The organism is Cerasibacillus quisquiliarum (assembly GCF_014202495.1).
GTDB classification, from domain to species: Bacteria; Bacillota; Bacilli; order Bacillales; family Amphibacillaceae; genus Cerasibacillus; species Cerasibacillus quisquiliarum.
This window is the reverse complement of record NZ_JACHHA010000008.1, coordinates 78730-101921: the sequence shown is the minus strand read 5'-3', so window position 1 is coordinate 101921 and position 23192 is coordinate 78730. Positions and strand designations below refer to the sequence as shown.

Below are 23192 nucleotides of genomic sequence, written 5' to 3'. Positions count from 1 at the left end.
TTTCTATAAATCGGCGCGCCATAATTGTCATCAATTCCCATCTGCTTAACGCTCAAATGCTTCTTATCGATCACATTATAAACGACTGGGTCAAGTTGATAGCCAATGCGTTGGCTAAAATCTCTGTAAAATCCACTTAAATACCCTTCGCCCTTTCCCGTACCATCATCTGCGACAAGTTTCTTTTCCTTATTAACAAAAAATGGATTGTCTTCAAAAGGTGATGGACCATCATGGGCATGAAATACATAGACTTCATTGTTATGCATACGTTTTTTATGAATATATTTATCCAAGAATCGCTCATAATCAGCAGGTTTTTCAACTAACGTATGAAAAGCAAGCCCATCCTTATGTTTACTTCTCCACTCTCTTAACTCTTCTTCTGTCGGTTGATGTAAGTCGTCGATTGTCAGTTTAATTGTATTGGGGACAGAGACGTCTTTTAGACTTAGCACTGGGATAGCCAGCTTGCCATTTTTATAAGCCCGATGATTATAAACCTTTTCTTCAAGTAAGCTTAAATCATCATTCACTAACCTCCCTTCTTCTTTTGGATCAACCGCTACTACTTGATGATAAGAAGGGGGAAAGGCAAAAAGTGCCGCAACATAATCAAGATAATTGTTTCCTACTTCGTAAGAAGAAGGATACAAAAGTAAATCAAAATCTTCATCATCGAAATCATCGATAAAATCATAAACAAAGGTATCTTCGTTATATGTATAAGTATTTAACCCATCACTCGTTTCATAATAGACTTCATAGTATTTGAATGGCTCCGTTCTTTCAAGCATCCAAGAACGTAATCTTGCGGTAAACAAGCCAATTGAAGCAACGGGAGCCGCTATATCAACTTTCGGGTGGTTTTTTATTTCTTTCCACTCGTCTATCGTTATACCACCGCTTCCAATTCCAAGATAGTTTTCCTCAATGAGACCAAGTTGTTTTTCAAGATTGGTTCGAGCCTGTGCTGGTCTGATCAAGATATCATATGTACCTCGAGAGTAGGCTGTAATATCTTGTGTTACTTGTTGTTTCGCCTCTACTAATGTTGATAATGTGTAAGAAACTGTGCTTATGACAAGCATAAGCACAGTAATCATGATGATCATCGTTTTTTTCGTAAATAAACGTATCCCTTTCATAAACCATCACCTTTATTCTATTGGTGCTTTTCCACCTTTACTTACATTGTACTTAGCAATCATTTTATCGAATTATCTTAGGAAAATGTTTTTTTGCATTTAGTAGAATAACTTGCTTATATATTAATATTCGATAATATATGACGAAAATCCTTCTTATTGATATTTTTTGTGAAGTTTTCTATCTAACTACTACTTATTCATTCCCATAACCTGAAATAAGAAGATGATTATTTGCTATAATGAAAGAAAACTATTCATAAAGGGTGAATCATCATATGTCATTATTAGACAGAGAAACCGTTCAATGGATTAGAAATGAAATGAAGCAACATCTTGATCAAACATCTATCCCAAACACTGTCCTTTCATATATGATAGACAATCAATTATTTAAACTGATTATTCCTAAGTCTCTCGGTGGAAAAGCACTTGAATTACCTGAAGCTGTTCAAATCTTCCAAGAGGCCTCCTATGTCGATGGAAGTTTTGGCTGGCTTGTGACGGTCGGTTCAGGTGGGGGAATGTTTACTCGTAACTTCACCAAAGAAGCTGCATCAACCTATTATCAACCGAAAGATGCAGTCATCGCAGGAAGTGGATTCCCAGCTGGCATCGCTGAACGTACAGACGGGGGATATATCATTAATGGTGAATGGTTTTATTGTAGTGGTTCTGATTATGCTTCCATTTTCACAGCTACTTGTCGAATAAAAAACGATTCAAAGCTCATCTCATTTATTTTTGAAAAAGAGCAAGTTAAGGTTTTACAAGATTGGGATGCCTTTGGTTTAGAAAAGACGAGCAGTCATACGATTCGTATTACGAATCAGTTTGTACCAGAAATACGTGCGTTTTCGATTTTTGAAACAAAGAATGAATACGGGTTACCGATTCATCAATTCCCATTTCTCCCTTTTTCAGAAGCTTCTTTTGCAGCAATCACATTAGGAATCGGCAAGCATTTCATCGAAGAAGTGGTATCATTTACAGAGCAAAATAAATCAAACTGGCAACACGGTAAACCGAGTCGATATGAAGTCATGATAGAAAAAATTGAAACTGAAACAGCACGTTGGAAAAACGCCGAACAGGCTTTTCATGATGCTGTGAAAAATATTTGGCAAGACTACGTTTCTGGTAAGGACCTATCAGAAGATGAACAACGAGCATTTGGAACCGTTTGTAAAAGAGCTGTTACAACAATGCTTACATGTGCAAACAACCTATTCCGTTTTATCGGAATGAAAGCAATTATGAAGCATTCAGAGATTAATCAAATCTGGCGCGACTTACATACTGCAAGTCAACATACTTTTCTTACACCTATTGTAGACGAAGACAATTTGGCATATCGTCCCGATTAAAATCTTTCTAAACATAAACAGAATATAATTGAATCACTTCTTGTTATAAACAGAACGCAGTCTAATTCAAATGAATTAAACTGCGTTTTAATCATTTTCACGTATTCTTTTGAACATCTGGATATTCCATTTTTTGATAAAAATAGTTCGGCGTTACTAACGTATTATCATACGGTTTAAAATACATATGTGTTGTCGATGGAGCCATTGGTGGAACGAGCCATGACCATTTGCCTGTGACATGGCGACCAGCAGATTCTTCTTTTTGTTCGAACACCCGGAATTGTTCGGCAGCAGTATGATGATCAACGATGGTGACGCCATATTTCTTATAAGAATCAAGCACCGCCTGATTTAATGCGACTAACGCTTCATCTTTCCAAAGTGATCGATGATGCTTCGTATTTTCCATGATGTTTCCTCGATGTTTCCTCCAGTCCATGCTTTCTTATTTTAACAAAAGAGACTGAAGAATAATATGTCTAATATATGACATTTTATCGTGTTATTTCGTAATAAAATGCGTTTCACTATGACCTTCTTTATTTTTCTTCACTTCTAAAACAGCTGGGAATATTGATTTAAGCTCTTTTACATGAGAAATAACACCAATCATACGACCTGATTCTTGAAGTTCGATAAGTGTATCAATCGCTTTATGCAATGATTCTTCATCAAGTGACCCAAACCCTTCATCAATAAACATCGTTTTAATCGATACGTTCCCTTGAAAACTTTGAATAACATCTGACATACCAAGTGCGAGACAAAGCGAAGCATTGAATTTTTCTCCACCTGATAATGTTTTCACATCACGAGTCTGTCCCGTGTACGCATCATACACATCTAGTGCCAATCCACTTTGACGACCATGCGATTCTTGACGTTCACTACGCATTAACATAAATTGCCCTTGTGATAAATGACGAAGTCTTTGGTTTGCTGCATCAATAATTTGTTCTAAATACTCTATTTGCAAAAAGCGTTCAAATGACAACTTCATATCATTTTGACCACGTATGACATCATATAAATCAGTGATACGGCTTAATTGTCCTTCCATCTCCTGGATGTTTTTGTACGTCTCTTCAATAAGCTCGAACTGACGTCTTCCATCTCGTAAATATCCTTTTGTTTCATTAAATTGGTTAAACGCTTCATCATACTTCTCTTTAAGTTGCTTCACTTTTTCTTGTAACTTAACAATCGGCACGTTTTCTTTATCTTTTAGCTGTTCTTTTAATTCATCTACCCGTTTCGTAAGCGATGTAACTTCTTCGTTATAACGTTCAATAACAGCTTTTAATTGTTGACGAACAGATGCCTCTCTCTTTGCTTCCCGATACTCAGAGGCAGATAAGAATTTAGCTTCTGTTAATTTTAATACAAATTGTTCTTCTGCTTGTTGATATTTTTCTTTCGTTTCGGCTAATCGTTGGCGAGCATGCTTAACATTCACTTCTGTCGTTGTCACTTTTTCTTTTGCTAATTGTAATTGTTTCTGTACATGTTCCCAAGCTTCTTCTAATACCTGTTTCGTCTCTTCAACTTGTTTGATTTGCTGCCTGAGAGTTGTCAGTGAACGCATCTCCTCTGGTATAACACGAAGTCGCTCCGTATAAGCGGCTTTCTCACCCGTATATTGCTCGCGTTCTTCTTGATACACTTTATCTAATGTTTCTTTTTGTTGTTCAAGTTCTTTAAGCTGTTGCTTTTCCTTTTCAAGATGCTGTCGTTTGATTTTTAGTTCGGCTTGAGCTCGCTCTAATCGCTCTAAGTCTTCACTTAGTTTTTTACCTTGCTTTATAATTTGCTCGCGGGCTGTAGGAATATGTTCAATAGAAATGTTATATTCGGTCACAATTTCGTTTTCAATCTCTTTAAGCTCTGCTTGATTTCTTTTCCATTCAACTTGCGTTGTTCGATAATCATTTTCTACTTTTTTAAATAATAGTTTTGCTTGATCCAACTGTTCGCGAGTGACAAGATGTTTTCCATCGCTTGCTTTATTAGGATGTGAAAGACTTCCACATACAGGACACGGTTGACCATCATGTAAGTGACTAGCTAACATACCGGCTTGATTTTTCAGCCACGTTTCTTCAAGCGTCTCATAAGCTTGTTTCTGTTTTATATACGTTTGCTTTTGCTCTTTTCCAACTCTTTCTAAGTGATGTTTCTTTTCAGTGTATTGAATATGTTTTGTTAAAAGACGATGTTGTTCGCGAAGTTGATTGCGCTGTTGTTCTTTTTTCCCAATTGAACTCACCGCTTCATCTAATTGTTGCACGGACCTTTCGATTGTTTCAATCTGTTCCTGCTTTTGTTTACGTTGCGTCTTAGTTTGCTCAATCTTTTCATACGTCTTTAAAGCTTGTCGTTTTAGGCGGTTTAACTTAGATTTCATTTCTTCCATCGCTTCAACTGTCGGTAGAAACTCTTGTAATCGATGTAATTGCTGCTTTATTTGCTCGCGTTCTGGCGCTTTATTTTCTTCTAATTTATATTGTTTTTCCATTTTTTCATAGTAAGCTTTCGCTTCATTTAATTGTATGGTTGCTTTTTCTAAAGCTGTTCCCTTATGAAGAATATCCGCTTTCCAATCCAATACTTGCTTTTCATAAGGTTCTATATTATAAGCACGCTCAGCGGCTTCTAATTCTTCTCCTTTTTCTTCATACAATGCTTGTTGATCTGTCAATTGGTTAAGACGTTTAGTTTTCTCTTCATATTCAGCAAATTTTTCATGAAGTGCTTTTGCCTTGTAATACATTTCACTCGCTTGTTGATGCTCTTTCTCAATTGCTTTATATCTTTCTAAATCAGTAGCCAGCTTTTGTTCATAATAGGTTAGTTCAGCTTCTAATCCGGTTAATATTTGATAGACATTAAAATGCTCTTCATTAAGAGTTTGAAACAGTTGGCTGTCACTACGTTCTGGTAGTGAAGCCAGCTGATGGATATAATGATCACAAGTTTGCTTCTCAGTTTGATACGATTGTTCCAACTGTTGCTTTCGAATGCGTAATTGTTCGCCAATTTGTTTATATGGTTCTGTTTTAAATAACCGTCGTAAAATCGCTTCTTTATTTTCTGTTTCTGATGTTAATAGTTTACGGAACTCACCTTGTGGGAGCATAACGATTTGCTTAAATTGATCTTCCGTTAATCCCATCAAGGCTTCTACTTTCTCATTAATTTCCGTTACAATTTGACGATCAACACATGGGATTTCTTCTCCATCAACAATTTCAAAAAACTCATACTGATCACCGGTTTTCGTTTTATTCCCTTTTTTAATATGACCGAGTTGCCTGAAAATCCGATATGTCCGTCCTTTTAATTCAAATAGAAGCTCCACTGATGTATGTATATCGTCGTTAGCAAACTGACTTCTTAACATTGCTTGATTTTCGCGATCTTCACCACTCGCACTACCGTATAAAGCAAAACATATCGCATCGAAAATCGTCGTTTTACCAGCACCTGTATTGCCAGAAATGACAAATAATTGATGATCATCTAGTTCATTAAAATCTATCGTTTCTTGATTCTTATAGGGACCGAAAGCTCGCATCGTTAGTTTTAATGGTCTCACTTATTTCACCCTCCCTTATTTTACTGGCACTTGTTCCCGTTCTTCTTGTAAAAACGCATCAAGGACTTCTTTAAAAATCGCTTCCGTTTCCTCTGAAACATCTGTTCCTTTAACCTCTTTATAAAATGCTCGAAAAAGCTCTAAATCAGACATCTTCGCCCGTTCAATGACATCGCTTTTCTCCTGATTTAATCCAAGTTGAAAATACTTTCGTTCAACATGCATCGCATTCGGATAAACAGAACGAACCTTTTCCATTGGTGATAAAACCGGCATTTCGTCTAGTAGTTTAATAAACACATAATCTTCATTTTCAGGATGCTTTAAAAGTTCCGCCATTGTTGCTTCTACTGTACGCATATCACGAAACGGTTTAAGATGTCGCTTTTCTACATGGACATCGCCTGTCTTATTTAATTCAATAACATAAAAACCTTTTTGATGGCGCTCTTCAGAAATGGAATATTTTAATGGAGAACCAGCATAGCGAATCGTTTCTTCTTGAACATAATGCGCCTGATGTAAATGCCCAAGTGCTGTATAGTGGAATGATTCAAAATGTCGTGCTTCTACATATTCTGAACCGCCAATCGACAATGGACGTTCGGAATCACTTGTGTTCGCTTCTTTCTCTCCATATGGTGTGACAAATGCATGTCCAACAAAGACATGTCTTGCAGATGGATTCATTTTCGCTTGAATATGTTCCACAATCTTCCGCATGGCATCATTATGTGAGCGAATCTTATCATCTTCAAATTCATTGCGCACAACACTTGGATCCACATAAGGTACTAAATGAAAATGAACCTCTCCAAACGTATCATGTAAAATGATAGGTTCTAAATCTCTTGAAAATTTCCCCACCATAAATAAGCCATTTGTCTCCATTAACCGACTACCAAAATGTAACCGACTTGGACTATCATGATTTCCTGCAATCGCAAGGACGGGCGTCTTTCGTTTTAACACAATCGTATTTAACACTTCATCAAGTAGTTGAATGGCTTCAGTCGGCGGCACTGAACGATCATATAAATCACCTGCAATAATGACAGCATCCGGTTTTTCCTCTTCAACTGCTTGGACAAATTGTTGCAATATATACCGTTGATCTTCTGTCATATAAACACCTTGTACTAATTTTCCTAAATGCCAATCAGCCGTATGAAATAATTTCATATGGATTCTCCTTCTTATTAAATTTTCCTTCGTCCTTTTGGAATGAATATAGATTTAGTAGATAAGCATGATACATTGAGTGGTTTCATATAAAAATAGAGGAACGAGATGTTAAGTGGCAAATAAAATATATATTTTATTATATCATGTTGTGAAAAAAATTTGGGATTGAATTCTAGTATTTTTATGCACATAAATGGTTTTATTTTTGTGAATATTCGTTGTTTTTGTTATGTTACTATGCTAAAATGACCTTATAAAAGTGAAAGATTATTCTAATAGTAAAGGGGGATATCATGCACAAAGTCATTTTAAAAAGTATTATGTATTACTGGCGTTCCACACTTTCAATTATTGTTATTCTCGTATTAATTGGTCTCGCATTTATTTATACATTTCAAACATCTGAACATATAAAAGTACAAGCGACGGAGCAATTAACGAAAAACTGGCGAACGGGTTATGATTTACTGATTAGGCCGAAGACGGAAGAGATGGCTCATAAAATAAACTTACGTGAAACGGGCGAGAACTCAAATACTGTGTTAGACGGTTTAGTAAGAAGAGGGGATTTGGCACAGCATCACAGTGGGATCACACGTGAACAATATGAACGGATTAAAGCACTTGATGGTGTTGAAGTTGCGGCACCTTTGACATTTATTGGAAATGTAGAAAATGAAGGACTAAGTATTGACTTTGGCATTAAAGATTTCGGATTTTATTACAGAGAAGAGTCTACAAAAGTATTTGACGGTAACCGGTATCGCGATATTACCCCAGACTTTTTAGCTGACCTTTCTTACTCGCAGTTTCTTTCGAATGAAGAGGAACATTTATTTGAGCGTTTTGAAGACATTTGGGAATTGGGACGATGGAATTTATCGAGCGAACCTCCAAATAGCGTTCTTCGTACAGATGGTAGTACATGGTCAATGGTAGCCGTTGATCCCGATGAAGAAGCTAAACTATTAAATTTAGACAAAGCCATCGTTGAAGGGGATTTTTTTGATGGACATCACACAATACAAAAGCGAGAGGACATTCCAATTATTCCACTCATTTTACTGAATCAACCGTATGACACGCTTTATCAATCAACGATATATAAAATAGACGTTCCTGAGAAATACTTAGATGTGGACCGTTTAATTGAAGCAGGTGGCAAAGAATATTTGGCATCACGCCCACGTGAAAAAGTAGTTGATATCAATTTTAATCCTTTTAGTGAAGCATATTTATTTAATATCGGTTCGATAAAACTGGAAAACGGGAAGATTATAAATAACGAAAGTCACCCTGGGTTCAGTAATCAACGTACTATTTTAGACTTTTCTCCACTTCAATATAGACACCTAGATCAGGAGCTAATAAATGGGGTTCCTGTTGTTGAAGCCATACCACAATCGACACGTAAGGAACAAATTAATTACCGACAAGCTGAATCTGTTAATTTAAGTAAACATTTTAGTTTTGACATTATCGGTCGCTTTGATGCCACACGCTTAGAGAATCATTTTACAACAAGCGACAAGCCAGTTTCTCCTGATTATTATCAACCGGAGGACGTTTATGTTACACATGATACAAAGGGAACTAAATTAGCTGCCCCCTACGTCTATCAAAGTTCACCATATAAAGATAGTTATTATACAGGCGGTATTGATGCAATAACAACATTAGCAGCAGCTGAATATTTACTCGGGGATAAACCGATTTCCATTATTCGTGTCATTGTTGAAGGAGCCGGAGAAAGAAGTCCTGAAAGCATGGCTAAAGTCGAACATATTGCCGAAAAAATTCGCCAAGAAACAAATCTACACGTCGATATCATGTTAGGCAGTGCGGACCGTAAAGTCCATGTATTATTAGATGATTTTGATGGTGTTCCTGGTTACGGTTATTTATTAGAAGGTTGGAGTGAAGAAGGCGCCTCCTTTGTTATTGAAGAACGTGTCAGTTCAACGACCTTATTACTTACCATATTTATCGTTGCAATGGGATTAATTGGTCTAAGTCTCATCTATCGAAATTACACGGAAAACAGAAAAAGAGATATGACCATTCAGTACACATTCGGGTGGTCGAAATGGAGAATTATTCAATCATTAATTTTTGAATCGATTGGTATTTTATTTTTAGTCACCATTTGCTTTATCACTCTATATATTACGATTGGCACTGCCTGGAACACAACACAAATGCTAGTCGCTATGATAGTAAGTCTACTCCTTTCTTTATTCGCAATGATTTGTCTTTACATTATTCCAGTTATTCGTCATTTGGATCGTCACATAAATTTACGGGGGTCCAACCAAACGAAAAAGACCATCCTTTCTCAGCGACCGAGTAACACATTATGGTCATATAGTTTTCGCAATATGATTCGTCATCCGATTCGTAGTATGACAAAAGCAGTGATTATCATCGCTACTTTACTCTATGTTTCACTGTTTCTATTATCTAAACAACAAGCATCGGCATTGTTAGTGCTTACTTTCCTCGGTGAAAGAGTAGATGTAAGTTTACAAGCCCATCAGTGGCTATTATTTACCATCGGCATTCTTCTGGCGTTATTTAGTTATATTGCGATCCATATTAATCAAACAGAAGCTAGAATCGGAGAAATTCAACTTTACAAGGCTTGGGGATGGGAAACAAAACGCTGGGCATTTTTATATCTTTTGGAAGAGTTTTTTATTAGTGGTGCGGCTGTCTCTGTCGGAGCAATTTGTGGTTATCTATTTCTAACATCATTTAGTGATTCCGTTGTTTTAAATATAACAGATGTCATTGTTTTTATTGCTATTAGTTTATGTGTCAGTCTGTTAATTAGTGTCGTAACATTATTGCTCCGTTCTAATCGTTATCGCTTACGTGAATTTCACTAGATTTTTGTTTGAACAGAAAGGATGAAACGAGTGATTAACTTAAAAAACATCACCAAATCTTATACATCTAGAAATGAAACCGTGCATGTCTTAGACAATATAACACTATCCATTAATCCTGGAAAATTTGTTAGTATTATTGGTCCGTCTGGCTCGGGTAAAACAACCTTATTACAAGTGATAGGTCTCCTTGATGAACCGACTTCTGGAGAAATCATCATTGATGGTGTTCATGTAAATCAACTAACTAATAAAGAACGGAATCGTCTACGTAACCGCAAAATTAGTTATATCTTCCAGCAGTATCAATTACTGCCAGCATTAACAGCGCTTGAAAATATTATGCTACCTATCCTCCAATTTAAGAAAAATAAAGAGGTGATTGAGCGTGCGGAACATTTAATAGAACAAGTTGGGTTAAAAGATCGTCGCCATCATATCCCTGCTAAATTATCAGGCGGAGAGCAACAACGCATTGCCATAGCCCGTGCCCTTATGAGTCAACCCGACATTATTTTAGCAGATGAAATGACTGGAAATTTAGATGAGGATACAGCCAATAATATAATGGAACTTTTTCAAAAAATCCACCGACAAGACAAGAAAACAATTGTTATGGTCACACACTATCTAGAACTAATCAAATACACCGAAGACGCATATCAACTAAGGAATGGACATTTGTCCAAAATAGATCGGAATTTAAACACGTATGTTGCCGAATAAGTTTTGATTATAAAGCATATGAGCAGTTAATGCGAATTGATTGAGGGGCATGTAAAGCGATATTAGATCACATTTACAATGGATAGCGGCCTAATATGGGGCTTGGGAAACAGATTAAATCGCTTTTGGACTGTATGAAGAGTAAAAAATAAAGAGCGTCCAACTATCTAAAAGATTCATTGGACTGCTCTTTTTTTTGAAGTAGATTTAGGTAAGTCTTCTAATCTAATTCCACACCTAATACAGCACCATTATTTGCATCAATTTTCACTTCATATTTCCTACCATTCGTGGCTAAAATATCAACTTCATAATACAATCTTCCATGTTCTCTTTCCAATTCCGCCTTTACAACTTCTCCAGCAACTTGTTGCCGAGCGATACCGATGGCATCCTCAATCACAATTTGACGAAACCACTGGTATCCAGGCTGAGCTGTAGGTGGATGATATGGAAGATGTTGTTCTGGAAATCCCCAATATTGATTCTGTTGCATCATTTTCCCCCATTTACTAAAATCATTTTTACGATAACATTATATTCGCTTCAGCTTAAAGTGTGCTTCTGCCCATATGTATGTTTTACTTAACTGCTACTAATTATTCGGAAATTTGTAATTTTTCATCTGGTTATGTCAGCCTTACTCATGATACACTGAAGTTGAGTACAAATAGAGGGGAGAATTTTTATGGCACTCGAATTGAAAAATTTAAGGGGCAAAATATCTCAACTCAATGGTCCGGTATTAACCATTTATCTTGCAACAGACCCGAGTCATGAAGATTGGAAAATTCGCTTAAAAAACGGTTTGAAACGTATTGGCGAATACGTAAAAGCTTCACAACCTGATGAACATAAACAATTTCTCTCGATTCAAGAAAAAGTGGAAACAGCTGTTTTAGACCACCAACGTCAATTAAAACATGGACTGATTTGTTATGCGACATCTGACGACTTACTCATCAAACAGACCCAAATCACATTAAACAATGAATTTTACTGGGAAAAAGAACCCGTTACAAAACAATTAGACCAACTATTTGAAGAATATCCAAGAACAGGTATTATTCTGCTCCAACGTGATCGCGTTGCTTTAATCGATACATTGCTTGCTGAAGTGATGGATGAAGCTCATTATGAGTTTGATTTAAACACTGAAGATTGGCGTCGCTATAAAGGAATCGCTTTTGGTGCTATTATATCAAGTAGCGCAAACCATCGTGATAAATATGATCGACGCTTAAAGGAGCATCAATCACGCTGGTTTAAAGAACTCGTTCCAACAATTGAAAAGCATGCAAAAGAATATACATGGAAGGAAGTTTATCTTGCTGGTCCAACAGAATTAACAAATAAAATGAAACATTTGCTTCCAAGATTGAATATCGTTCATGTCGTTAATCAAAACTATACAGGTAAATCGGCACATGATATAGCACGTGATTTTTTAATAAAATAAAACATTAATAATAAACATAAAGTTTAGCAAAGCGGAGAATGACCATTCTCCGCTTGTTATGACAGTAAATGGAAGAACAAAAGTTATAGACCACTTTTAAAAATGATATAATAAAGAGCAGGTACAATCTAGGGCTCTGGCTTGACAATTTTCCCGATAAACAAAATGACATCCAACTCTTCATCAGCAATAACAACGTAAAATGGCCGATTTACTTCCATCACAAATGGTTCATCTACAAGAGCTGATTCAGTAATCATTTCGACTTTAGTAACCGCAGCCGCTTCGGTTCCTTCTTCGTTAACATCGAGAAACGTTTTTTGGGTTACTTTATGAATCCATAACGGGATATCATCTCTTGTGATCATGTCTTTAAAATTGGCATCTCGAGTAAAAGCTTTTGTCATGCCCAGCTTTTTTAGTGCATCTTCTAATTCCACTCCATATTCTACTTGAAAACGTGGAAGTTTTAACGTCCCTTGAGATTTGTTAAAACTATTATTCCATGCTTTCCAGTTGTCAGCCGTCCATTCCTTTTCCATCCGAGCAATCCCGACATCTTCCTTAGGCAAAAATATTTTCATCGTTAATTGTCCATCGTCATCCTCACCATATGGTAGCCTAACCGCCTGAAACACATCATTTTCCATATACTCGAGCTTCTCATTCAGTGACATCATCGATACAGAAGATATCGTTCCATCAGACAAATAAAACGGAGCCTCTTCTGTCCTACTTTTCTCAAATGGGTATGTCCAATCCCCTTGAAAATAAATCGCATTCATGATGACACTGACTAAGTCGCGGTGAAGTGGTGGTTCGATAATTTCTTTAATTTTTTCATTTGTTTTATCTGACGCCCATTTATTCATTTTCTCTGGGGCTTTTCGGTCATCAAGATCAAAATATTTCATGTCAGCATTAAAATACGATTCATTATTCGTTTGAAAAGCTTCTTTAAATTGATAATCCTCATTTAACCAGAGAGAGTTTGCAATCTGGAGTTCAACCTGTTTCGTATGTTCATATAATTTTGTCATTAATGAAGCATTCGCCTTGTTTAATTGTTCAGCGGATATGCCGGGCACATGTAATGTTTTCGCCATTTCTTCTTTTGTTTCACCAAGAGCGCCATTATAAACCATTGATAATGCCATAAAAGCACTTAATGGAGAAATGAGCACATTTTCATCTCGCTCAGCTTCAATTTCATTTAGCAATTGAAAACCAAACGTATTCGAGGCAGTCGTGATGTTTTGATAATCATCTTCGCCAAACTCTACCTCACTTCCGATTTTTAAAGAGCGATTTCCTTCACTTTCCTTTCCACAACCAAACCCTATCATAATGAGACACGACAGCAAGATAATTAACAACCTTTTCACGGGAAACCTCCTCTAATCATATATTCTCTATACATATGACGAAGAAACTTATTCATTTGTTGCATTTACGTCTCAATAAAAAAGACTAGCCTCTTCAAATTTATTCCTCAGCCATATCTCGCTCAAATTCTTCCAGTTTATTAAACCACATGTCCATCAATTGTTTTAATTCATGTGTCTCAATTTCACAAGTTGGATACGTATCAATATCATCATATAAATCAGTTATTACCGTTTGCTTAGGATTAATATCTAAATGGCATCGATTACCACTTGTTGTTACTTGTGCTTTTTCACCGTTAATGACAGCGAGCACATCGTGGTAGATTGCTTTATTAAGTAATAAACTATCAGACATTAGAAATTCACCGATGATTGCTCGGTTTGGGTCCGTAAATTCAATGACAAGCCGCTTTCTTTCATGAGCTCCATTTTTTAATGTGACGGTTCGAAAATGATACATCACTTTCCACCACCTTCATAAACTGGAAACGCAGAAATAATTCGTTCCTTTTGATCTAAATACATCCGAATAATCATGCCTTCTTCAGTTAAACCCTCATATGTATTTCCCGAGATAAAGGTGCGGTTTTCATAAGCATCATTAATCGCATCAACGACATCCTGTGTATCCCATGCATCAGGGAAAAATGACGACCGCCCACGATTCGCTTGTTTTAAAACACCTTCTACTTCAACTTCTGCTTCATAAACGCCGTTCTCATCAAGTGGTGTTTGCGTATTTTGGATGATTTCGCCTTTTTTACTAGGTAACTGGTCATAATGATAGCCGACTGCTTGCCCCCGTTTATTCAATTCACCTTCTAAAATATGTTCAATTGCCCCTTCTCTAAAAATATCTGTATGTGCTAACTCCGAAATAGGCGTAACATCATCAGTTTGAACATCAGCCTGACCATCATCAATCAAGGCGCAACTACTTAATAACAATAGGATACTTAATATGAATATGAATCGAGCTTGTAATTTTTTCCGCATTGGTGTCACTTCCCTCAAACGATCTTACGTTTTATCATACATGACGCTTCCGTTAGATACAACATTACAACTTCCTAAAAACGGGAAATGACATGATGTTTTTCCCATGTTGGACATAAATAATGAGGCCAATCAATAACAGAGCAATCAATCGTATGACAAGGGTAGGATATAATAAGACTCCCCCTAATCCTACTAAAAGAATACGAATGCCATAATGAAGTTTTTTATTTAAATAGCCCGTCATTCCGCTTGCAATCGTGATGACACCAATGATACTAAAAATAAAGCCTAATCCAATTTCAACAACAGTCCCATCCATTAATAAAGCTGGATTCAACACAAATGCAAATGGAATAATAAATGATGTTAAACCGAGACGAACAGCTTCAACACCTACTTTAGTCGGATTAGCTCCTGCAATGCCTGCCGCTGCAAATGATGCGACAGCAACTGGTGGAGTAATGGCTGATAAGACGGAAAAGTATACAATGAATAAGTGGCTCGCCATTTCACTAACACCTAGATTAATTAATGTTGGTGCTGCTACCATCGCTGTTAAAACATATGTCGCAGCCACTGGCATACCCATTCCTAAAATAATACTTATCACCATAATGACAATAAGGGTTAAGCCGAATTGCCCTTCTGTAAACCCGATAATCATACTGTTTAGCTTTCCACCTAAACCAGTTGTCATAATTCCAGCAATAACGAGTCCTGCGACAGCGCAAGCCGTACTAATTGGAATCATTGCTTTTATTCCTACATCAATCGCTATTTGTAACATGCTTAAATGCTGTTTCCAGCCTCTTCTTATTAAATGTATGACGATAATCGTTATAATTCCAAAGAGACCCGCACGTGAAGGGCTTGCTCCACTTAATAAAATAACAGTTAATACAAAAAACGGAATCAGATGAAACCAGCCTTGCTTTATGACTGTTTTTAACGGTAAAAGATATTTTTTATCCATTCGTGGTAAATTCAAACGACATGCTTCAAAATGAACAACAGCCAATAAAGCAACATAAAATAACAAAGCAGGTATAGTTGCTGCAATAATAATGGATGTATACGGAATACTTGTGACAGCTGCCATTAGAAACGCACTTGACCCCATAATCGGTGGTAACAGACTTCCACCAGTAGATGCAATCGCTTCAATTGCCGCTGCAAACTTCGGAGAATACCCTAGCTTTTTAGACATAGGAATTGTAAATGATCCCGTTGTGACTACATTTGCGGTCGGACTTCCTGAAATCATCCCAGAAAAAGCACTTGCTAATACTGCGATTTTTAAAGCTCCACCGCGAGAACGACCTGCCATCGCAACTGATAATCTAAAGAAAAACTCACTCGCACCAGATGTTTGTAATAAAGCTCCAAACAAGACGAACATAAACACAAATGAAGCTGCAACAGCGATTGGTGATCCCCATAAACCGTTATAACTAAACGCTAATTGTTCCAGTAGCTCGGTTAATGACATCCCACGATGATACCACATGCCACTTAAATGATGACCAAAAAGTGCATAAGCTAAAAACAACAATGCAATGATAATAATCGGCATTCCTATCGTCCGTCTAGCCGCTTCCATACTGAGTACGACAAGAATAAGTCCAAAGAATATATCCCAATTTGATAACGGATCAATTCCGACAATCCGTGTTGCAAAGCGTTCCGCATGAATAGAAAAGTAAATCCCACTACTTATTGCAAGTATAAGAAATAGACCGTCGATTAATGGGATTGATCTATACAAGCCAAACGATAACATAAGAATAAAGACTAAATGAATGGACATCTGATGCATCGGATCCATTGTGGAAAATGTAACAGACCAAACTTGATAAACGATGAACAAAAGACTAATGAGAGTCAGCATTTTTTTAAAAAGATGATGATATTTATCTTGCTTTAAATTGTCCCTTTGTAACAAATGCTTTTTCATTTGCTTCATGTTAATCCCCTTTGAATGACCATGTCATATTTATTGTAATAATCCCTTTTCCTTAAAAAACTTCTCCGCTCCTGGATGAAGTGGTACACCACCGACTTCTATAATTGTCTCATCATTTACCTTTTGAAAACCTTTATGCACATCATATAAATAATCTAATTGATTATAAATGGCTTGTGTCATGTGATACACCGTTTCTTCATCTTGTTCAGCATGTGTGATTAAAATCGTCGGGCTATTAATCGTTTCATAAGGTTCATTTTGAAAGTCATAGCTGTTTTCTGGTATCGTATAACGAGTAACACCAAATGTATCAATTAATGTATTAATCGCTTGTTCCCCAAGTGAAATAAACTTTAAATCTATTGTTGTTGAAGCTTCCATCATATCTCCTGCAGGAATGGGAGCTAATTTTCCAAGCGCATCTACACGTCCATCTCGCATCAATTCAAACGTTTTATTACCAGATAAAAAATGCACCTGCCCCCCGTTTCCTTTTATGTCTTTATAAGTCATATCATAAGAATTGAATATAGCAGCAGAAACGATATCACCTAAAGCATTTCTTTCACCTGCTGAATAACGTAAGGGCAATTGTTCTTGAGCAACGTCTTCAATAGAATCGAACGGTGCATCAACGGGTGCGACAAGCTGAAACACATTCTCAGGCATGATTGCAGCTACAGCACGTATATGTTCATATTTCTTATCAAATGGTTCTTTTCCTTCATAAGCAAATCGAGCTGTTAATGATTCAGCTATAGCGAAATCTGTTTCTTTCTGATCAACTAAAACAGGGTTACCCGCCACAGTGCCTGGAACTGCACTAATTAATGTTCCTGGGAATTCTTTACGCACAGCTTCTGATATCCCTTCAGTAAACAATGACCAAACTCCACCAACACTCCCACCGTGGACTGTTAAGTTACCATCTAATGGTTGCACATCACTTTTTTCCGTTTGTTCACTTTGACATCCACTTAAAAAAATAATTGAAAACATGATAAAGATGGATAGTAAAAGTCTTTTTTGCATTAAAAATCTCTCCCCTAAACATACAAACTTACAAACCGCGTTTTTGCTCATAGATTCACATACTTTGCATGATGAAATATTTCTTTAATTTGACTGTCTTACAAGTTAACAACTAAACTAATATCTAATGCTGATACAGAATGTGTTAAATATCCTAACGAAATGACATCGACACCTGTATGAGCATATGTTGGTAAACTTTCTAACGTAATGCCCCCAGAAGCTTCTGTTACGATATGTTCCGGCACATAAGGTGCAAATTCTTTTACCTGTTGAGGTGTACAATTATCAAACATGATAACATCGACACCGGCTTTTACAGCTTCTAATACGTCCTCTTTCGTTTCTGTTTCAACTTCAACTTTAACCATATGACCTAGCTGTTCCTTTACTCGCTTAACTGCATCTGTTATCGAACCACAAAACGCAATATGGTTATCCTTAATCATCACTGCATCATACAAACCGAAACGATGATTTTTACCTCCACCGACAGTAACAGCATATTTTTCAAACATTCTTAAACCCGGTGTTGTTTTTCTCGTATCACAAATATCAATAGAAGAATCGTTCAATGCAGTAATGCTTTTTTTCGTTAATGTAGCAATACCACTCATCCGCTGTAGCAGATTTAAAATGACGCGCTCTCCAGTTAAGATACTTGTTACAGGACCACTCACTTTCGCTAATACATCACCTTTTTCTACTAAATCTCCGTCACGAACTTGATCTTGTATTTTAACTTTCGAATCAAGCAAACGATACGTTTCCTCGATAATTGTAAGTCCCGCTATCACTCCTGATTCCTTGGCTATAAACAGACCTTCACCTTGATGATTGGGAGAAAAAATCGTTTGACTCGTCATGTCTTTCTCCCCAATATCTTCTAATAAAAACGCTTGTAATTGTTGACGTAATTTTAATTGATTCATCTTAATCTCCTTATTGATTATATGATATCCATATTTTAGTTTGTTGTTTGGTTTTGCTTACTTTCGATTGTGAAATGCTGAACATTTATTTGAATAATATAAATTTATATCTGTCTTGACACCTATGTTGACACAAGAGAGTAAAAAAAACAAGCTAAATGCAAAAATGTTATAATTCATGATAAAGATGAAGTTTTAAACGTTGTGAACAATTCTTCACTCTGCACATAAATACAAAATTAGTGCTACTTACAAGGAATACAATGATACATTCCACACGGAGACGAGCTGTTTGGGAGTACTATGTAAATCTAGAAGAAAGGAATCATATGTGTTCAACCTTAACAAAAATATACGAATGATAAAGGAGAAGAGATGAAATGAATCAGAATAAGAAAATGTCTTCTAAAGAAAGACAACATATGATAATTAATGCACTGAAGGAGTCAACTATACCAATAGCGGGTCGACAGTTTGCAGAACAGGCAAATGTTAGTCGCCAAGTGATTGTTCAAGATGTCTCTATTCTAAAAGCAAAAGGAGAACCAATTATCGCAACGAGTCAAGGTTATATTTATCAACGTAGCTCTAAATTTAAACATATCATTGCTGTAAAACATAGTCCTGAACAAGTTCGGGAAGAATTAAATATCATCGTCGATCATGGTGTCACGGTTAGAGATGTCATTATTGAACACGCTGTTTACGGCGATTTAACAGCTTCGATTATGGTAAGTAATCGTAAAGAAGTGGAATGTTTTATAAAGAAAATTGAAGAAAATCAAGCGGCCTACTTAGCAACTCTTACAGATGGTATCCATTTACATACGTTAGAAGCTGACTCAATGGATAAAATTAAAGATGCTTGTCAAGCGTTGCAAGAAGCAAATATACTAATCGATTAAGACTTGACAAATGATGTATGCTATTTATAATCAATAGTAAATGCAAGTATTTGCTTACAATGTGAGGGGATGGAAATATGACACAGTCAACACAAGATCGAATCATAAATGCAGCCATTGAGTTAGTAAAAGAAAAAGGATTTGTCGGAGCAACAACGCGGGAGATTGCTAAACGTGCACAAGTGAATGAAGTGACTTTATTTCGCCACTTCGGTAATAAAAAAGGGATTATCGAAGCAGCTATTGAAAAACTTTCATTTGTTAACTCATTATCAGTTTCCCTAAGTGAGGATGTTGTTTGGGACTTAACGAAAGATTTATCGATGATAGTAAAGATATATCAAACGAAATTAGAAGAAAAACGTGATTTAATCCTCATTAGTTTTAAAGAAGCTGGTCGGTTTCCAGAACTAGACCAAATGATTAGTGGACTCCCAATGAAATATAAAGAGATGATAATGGATTATTTTCAAACGATGATTCAAAAAGGGAAAGTTCCTCCGTTCAATGTAGAAATCGCAGCAACTAATTTTCTTTTCCTCAACTTCGGATATTTCATGTTAAAATCACGTTTAAATCCATTAGCTGAGGATATGTCATTGGATAAATTCATCAATCAAAATGTGGCACAGTTTATTGATTCCTTGCAAGGTGAACCTTCAATAAATTCGGATTGATTTACGAATAATAAATAACATCACGATGTTTTTAATAATTAAGTAGTCATCTTTCATCCTATCCATGCTTATGCGAAAAAATTTTATACCAGTTGCAAGCATATATTTGCTTGATTTCTTTCCTTCTAAATGCATGCATGCACTTGCCTGCTTTCACACTCTATTTGCGTATAAAGATGTCTTAGTGTTTTCTCACTCTGACTGCAAGCAAATACTTGCTATCATAAATGAATGGAGAGATTATTATGAAAAGTTTTATCGCTTTATTAAAAAAGAGAGAAACGTATATCGGAATTGGTGCTGCTTTATTATTTCAACTCATATTCTTTACAGTTTGGTTAACTGCCTATGATGGGGTTTATGAGCGGAGTGAACAACTTTCGATTGCTATCGTTAATGAGGATCCTCTTCAAGGAAAAGAACTAACAACTCTGTTAAAAAAGAACATACCCTTTCAAATTGAAACCGGTGAAAATACAGACCAAGCGTTGAAAAAACTTGATAAACGAGAACTTGATATGGTCATTTATATCCCAAAGGACTTTAGTCAAACATTAATGAGTGATGAAAAAGCTCAGCTAATCTACTACATTAATCAAGCCAACCCTTCCTTATCTAAACAAATGATGGAAGCAACATCGAAAGAAATAACAGTAACAATTAATCAAAAGCTAGCACAATTAAAATATACTACATTAAAAGAAGAAATAGCTAAAACATTAACGCAATCACCTAACCCAGAGTTAGCTATTCAAATTTCTGAAAACATTCTTGATGAGGTTAACCCGCTTTCCCTTGCAGATCCTATTACAGGAAAAGTTGTCCAAACGAATGCTAAAGAAGGCTTTCATGTCACCATGATTCCGCTGATGGTTGTCCTAGCATCATTTATCGGTGCGATGGTTATGAGCCAATATCTCCAAGTTACCGCCACTCAATTAATAACACAATTTGGAAAATGGACATTATTTTTATCAAGGCAATTTTTAAATGTGATTGTTGCAATTAGTTTATCATTCTTAACGATAGGACTCTTAATCATTTTTAATATCGAACTGGAGGAAGGTTTACTCGCTGTTTGTTTATTTCAATCCGTACTATTTTTTAGTTTTTTAACGCTCTCACAGTTATTTGTTATTTTATTTGGAAATTCTGGTATGGTATTCAATATTATTGCGACTGCGACGCAACTTGTTGCATCTGGTGCGATTGTCCCACGCTCAATGCTTAGCTCATTCTATCAAAAGCTCGGCGATTTCCTCCCAGCGACATACGGTGTGAATGGTTACTTTAGTTTAATCTATGGAGGCGGGCAATTACTGCACGATTCTATGAGATTACTATTATTAATCGGAACTTTCATATGCATTACGGTAGTTGGAATCTTATTTAAAAAGAATTATCAAATAGACTCATCAATATAACCGAATATTTTATCTAGTGTTAAAGGTATTTATATGATCTAAAGTGATGCCATTTCCTAAAACCATGAGTAAAATTCGTCTTACAATAAAAGAATCTAAGCTAAAAATATTTGTCGCATTTGAAGCACTTGTTAAAGAGAAAAATCAAATTAAAATATTAGTTAAACCAGAATAAAGTGAAGGGCGTCTCTCCATTAAGACGCCCTTTTTAAATTTAGTAATAACTCATTTTTATTTATTACATGATTCCCGAAAACCATACACCTATAAATGTACCGATGTAGTTTCCAATAATATAACCTAACGTTCCAACGACGAGGATAGGACCGATTAAGTTTTTCCAACCGTTTGCAATCGCTAATGCTGCTGCTGTCGTTGGTCCACCAATATTTGCATTGCTAGCTAAAATAATATCCTCAAGATTTACTTTCAAAAACCTACCAGCTGTAAAGGATACAATCATGTTAATAAGAACAATAATGAAGACGAATAACAGTAACAAAGGCGCATTTTTCAAAATAAGCGGAATAGATGCTGGGATTCCAATAACGACAAAGAATAAATAAATTAAATACGTTCCGATTTCCTGACTACCGTTAAGCTTTTCGAAATAAGAAGGAAATAATGCTAGTGCGATAATCGTTAATGTTGTTAGCACTAAATAATTATCACCCAATAAGCCGTTTAGTAAATTCAATAGAAATGATACATTCTCACCTGAAGGAATACGTTCTCCTAATACCCCAGCTAACTTAAACGATACAATCACTAAGAAAAAAGCAGTTCCAACTGAAAGAGCCATATCCTTTAACGATATATCTTTACGTTTCCAGAAGCTTTCTGACAGTGTCTTTCCACTATTGTCATCTGCTTCATGTTCAACCGCTTGAATATGCGGTGTTGGAAAGCGCTTTCTAAAAAAGGTTAATGTTGGAATGAGCAATAAAATAACAAAATAAATCGCCATCATCAAGTTGTCAGCTACAACAGTAGACGAAACCCATTCACCAGGCGTTTCAAACTTAGCTGACATAGCAGCAAAGTTCACACCGCCCCCAGTATAAGAAGCACTCATCATCGCACTTATTTTATCAAGGTAAGGAATATGATCTTTCAATAAGAAAAAGCTTGCAATTGCCCCTGCCACAGTTCCAATAGAACTAATTAAGAAGATAAGCAACAGTTTGCCACTCTCGCGCCATATTTTACTCAAATTTATATGAAATAATAAAAGCGGAATAGCTAAGGGTACAATCACACCCCATACAGCATCATAGACTGGTGATTCAGTTGGAATCACACCTGTATTTGATAAAATAATAGCACCGATTAAAGCAATAATAGCACCAGTCAATTTTGATGCCCAAGTATAACGCTGTTCTAATAAGATACTAACGGATGCTAAAACGACAATAATTCCCCACAATGTCAACGTATCATCTGGTTGAATAAGTGAAAATAAATACATTTTTCTCCCCCTTTGTATCATATAAATTAT

General features: G+C 36.1%; 18 protein-coding genes and 1 pseudogene. 7 read left to right on the top strand and 12 right to left on the bottom strand.

The window, feature by feature from the left end:
- The coding region (locus tag HNQ35_RS09940; protein ID WP_221261477.1) for a hypothetical protein at positions 1 to 1148 on the bottom strand (1148 nt) is incomplete at its 3' end.
- A gap of 278 nt (positions 1149 to 1426) precedes the next feature.
- On the opposite strand from HNQ35_RS09940, the gene HNQ35_RS09935 reads away from it, so the two are divergent.
- Complete coding sequence (locus tag HNQ35_RS09935) at positions 1427 to 2515, top strand: acyl-CoA dehydrogenase family protein (RefSeq protein ID WP_146937964.1); 1089 nt, start codon at positions 1427 to 1429, stop codon at positions 2513 to 2515.
- 97 nt (positions 2516 to 2612) lie between these two features.
- On the opposite strand, the pseudogene HNQ35_RS09930 reads toward HNQ35_RS09935, so the two are convergent.
- From HNQ35_RS09930 to HNQ35_RS09920, 3 genes and pseudogenes are all read right to left on the bottom strand, one after another.
- A pseudogene (locus tag HNQ35_RS09930) lies at positions 2613 to 2909 on the bottom strand (nitric oxide synthase oxygenase); the annotation flags it as partial.
- A 111-nt stretch (positions 2910 to 3020) separates the two neighbouring features.
- Positions 3021 to 6113 carry an AAA family ATPase gene (locus HNQ35_RS09925; RefSeq protein WP_146937960.1) on the bottom strand — a complete coding sequence of 1031 codons (3093 nt, stop codon included), beginning with the start codon at positions 6111 to 6113 and terminating at the stop codon, positions 3021 to 3023.
- Between the two features lie 15 nt (positions 6114 to 6128).
- Positions 6129 to 7295, bottom strand: coding sequence for an exonuclease SbcCD subunit D (locus HNQ35_RS09920; RefSeq protein ID WP_146937958.1), 1167 nt, complete (start codon positions 7293 to 7295; stop codon positions 6129 to 6131).
- Between the two features lie 296 nt (positions 7296 to 7591).
- Here HNQ35_RS09920 and HNQ35_RS09915 point away from each other — a divergent pair, with 296 nt between their 5' ends.
- Both HNQ35_RS09915 and HNQ35_RS09910 read left to right on the top strand, forming a co-directional pair.
- Positions 7592 to 10186 carry an FtsX-like permease family protein gene (locus HNQ35_RS09915; RefSeq protein ID WP_146937956.1) on the top strand — a complete coding sequence of 865 codons (2595 nt, stop codon included), beginning with the start codon at positions 7592 to 7594 and terminating at the stop codon, positions 10184 to 10186.
- Between the two features lie 30 nt (positions 10187 to 10216).
- Positions 10217 to 10912, top strand: coding sequence for an ABC transporter ATP-binding protein (locus HNQ35_RS09910; protein WP_218026194.1), 696 nt, complete (start codon positions 10217 to 10219; stop codon positions 10910 to 10912).
- Between the two features lie 220 nt (positions 10913 to 11132).
- Here HNQ35_RS09910 and HNQ35_RS09905 read toward each other — a convergent pair whose 3' ends face one another.
- Positions 11133 to 11408 carry a PepSY domain-containing protein gene (locus tag HNQ35_RS09905; protein WP_146937952.1) on the bottom strand — a complete coding sequence of 92 codons (276 nt, stop codon included), beginning with the start codon at positions 11406 to 11408 and terminating at the stop codon, positions 11133 to 11135.
- A gap of 192 nt (positions 11409 to 11600) precedes the next feature.
- On the opposite strand from HNQ35_RS09905, the gene HNQ35_RS09900 reads away from it, so the two are divergent.
- Positions 11601 to 12371 (top strand): VLRF1 family aeRF1-type release factor, encoded by a 771-nt coding sequence (locus HNQ35_RS09900; protein WP_146937950.1) that lies wholly within the window; start codon positions 11601 to 11603, stop codon positions 12369 to 12371.
- 128 nt (positions 12372 to 12499) lie between these two features.
- Here the strand turns inward: HNQ35_RS09900 and HNQ35_RS09895 are convergent, their stop codons facing one another.
- The 6 genes from HNQ35_RS09895 to nadC form a co-directional block, all read right to left on the bottom strand.
- Positions 12500 to 13756, bottom strand: coding sequence for a serpin family protein (locus HNQ35_RS09895; protein WP_146937948.1), 1257 nt, complete (start codon positions 13754 to 13756; stop codon positions 12500 to 12502).
- Positions 13757 to 13856: 100 nt separating this feature from the next.
- Entirely contained in the window at positions 13857 to 14219 is a 363-nt protein-coding gene (locus tag HNQ35_RS09890) for a hypothetical protein (RefSeq protein WP_146937946.1), read from the bottom strand.
- Positions 14219 to 14755: an EndoU domain-containing protein gene (locus HNQ35_RS09885; RefSeq protein ID WP_146937944.1), complete on the bottom strand. Its 537-nt coding sequence runs from the start codon at positions 14753 to 14755 to the stop codon at positions 14219 to 14221. The genes HNQ35_RS09890 and HNQ35_RS09885 overlap by 1 nt, the downstream gene beginning before the upstream one ends.
- Before the next feature lie 64 nt (positions 14756 to 14819).
- A complete protein-coding gene (locus HNQ35_RS09880; RefSeq protein WP_146937942.1) occupies positions 14820 to 16721 on the bottom strand; it encodes a TRAP transporter permease in 1902 nt (633 codons plus the stop codon).
- A 30-nt stretch (positions 16722 to 16751) separates the two neighbouring features.
- Complete coding sequence (locus HNQ35_RS09875) at positions 16752 to 17756, bottom strand: TAXI family TRAP transporter solute-binding subunit (RefSeq protein ID WP_170226675.1); 1005 nt, start codon at positions 17754 to 17756, stop codon at positions 16752 to 16754.
- A gap of 98 nt (positions 17757 to 17854) precedes the next feature.
- On the bottom strand, positions 17855 to 18688 hold the full coding sequence (gene nadC / locus HNQ35_RS09870) for a carboxylating nicotinate-nucleotide diphosphorylase (protein ID WP_146937938.1): 834 nt from the start codon (positions 18686 to 18688) through the stop codon (positions 17855 to 17857).
- A 380-nt stretch (positions 18689 to 19068) separates the two neighbouring features.
- Here nadC and HNQ35_RS09865 point away from each other — a divergent pair, with 380 nt between their 5' ends.
- From HNQ35_RS09865 to HNQ35_RS09855, 3 genes are all read left to right on the top strand, one after another.
- On the top strand, positions 19069 to 19593 hold the full coding sequence (locus HNQ35_RS09865) for a transcription repressor NadR (RefSeq protein ID WP_146937936.1): 525 nt from the start codon (positions 19069 to 19071) through the stop codon (positions 19591 to 19593).
- Positions 19594 to 19670: 77 nt separating this feature from the next.
- The gene (locus HNQ35_RS09860) at positions 19671 to 20270 is read left to right on the top strand and encodes a TetR/AcrR family transcriptional regulator (protein ID WP_146937934.1); all 600 of its coding nucleotides are present in this window, start codon (positions 19671 to 19673) and stop codon (positions 20268 to 20270) included.
- A 245-nt stretch (positions 20271 to 20515) separates the two neighbouring features.
- Positions 20516 to 21694: a YhgE/Pip domain-containing protein gene (locus tag HNQ35_RS09855; RefSeq protein WP_170226674.1), complete on the top strand. Its 1179-nt coding sequence runs from the start codon at positions 20516 to 20518 to the stop codon at positions 21692 to 21694.
- 238 nt (positions 21695 to 21932) lie between these two features.
- Here the strand turns inward: HNQ35_RS09855 and HNQ35_RS09850 are convergent, their stop codons facing one another.
- Positions 21933 to 23162 (bottom strand): DUF819 family protein, encoded by a 1230-nt coding sequence (locus HNQ35_RS09850; RefSeq protein WP_146937930.1) that lies wholly within the window; start codon positions 23160 to 23162, stop codon positions 21933 to 21935.
- Positions 23163 to 23192: the final 30 nt, after the last annotated feature.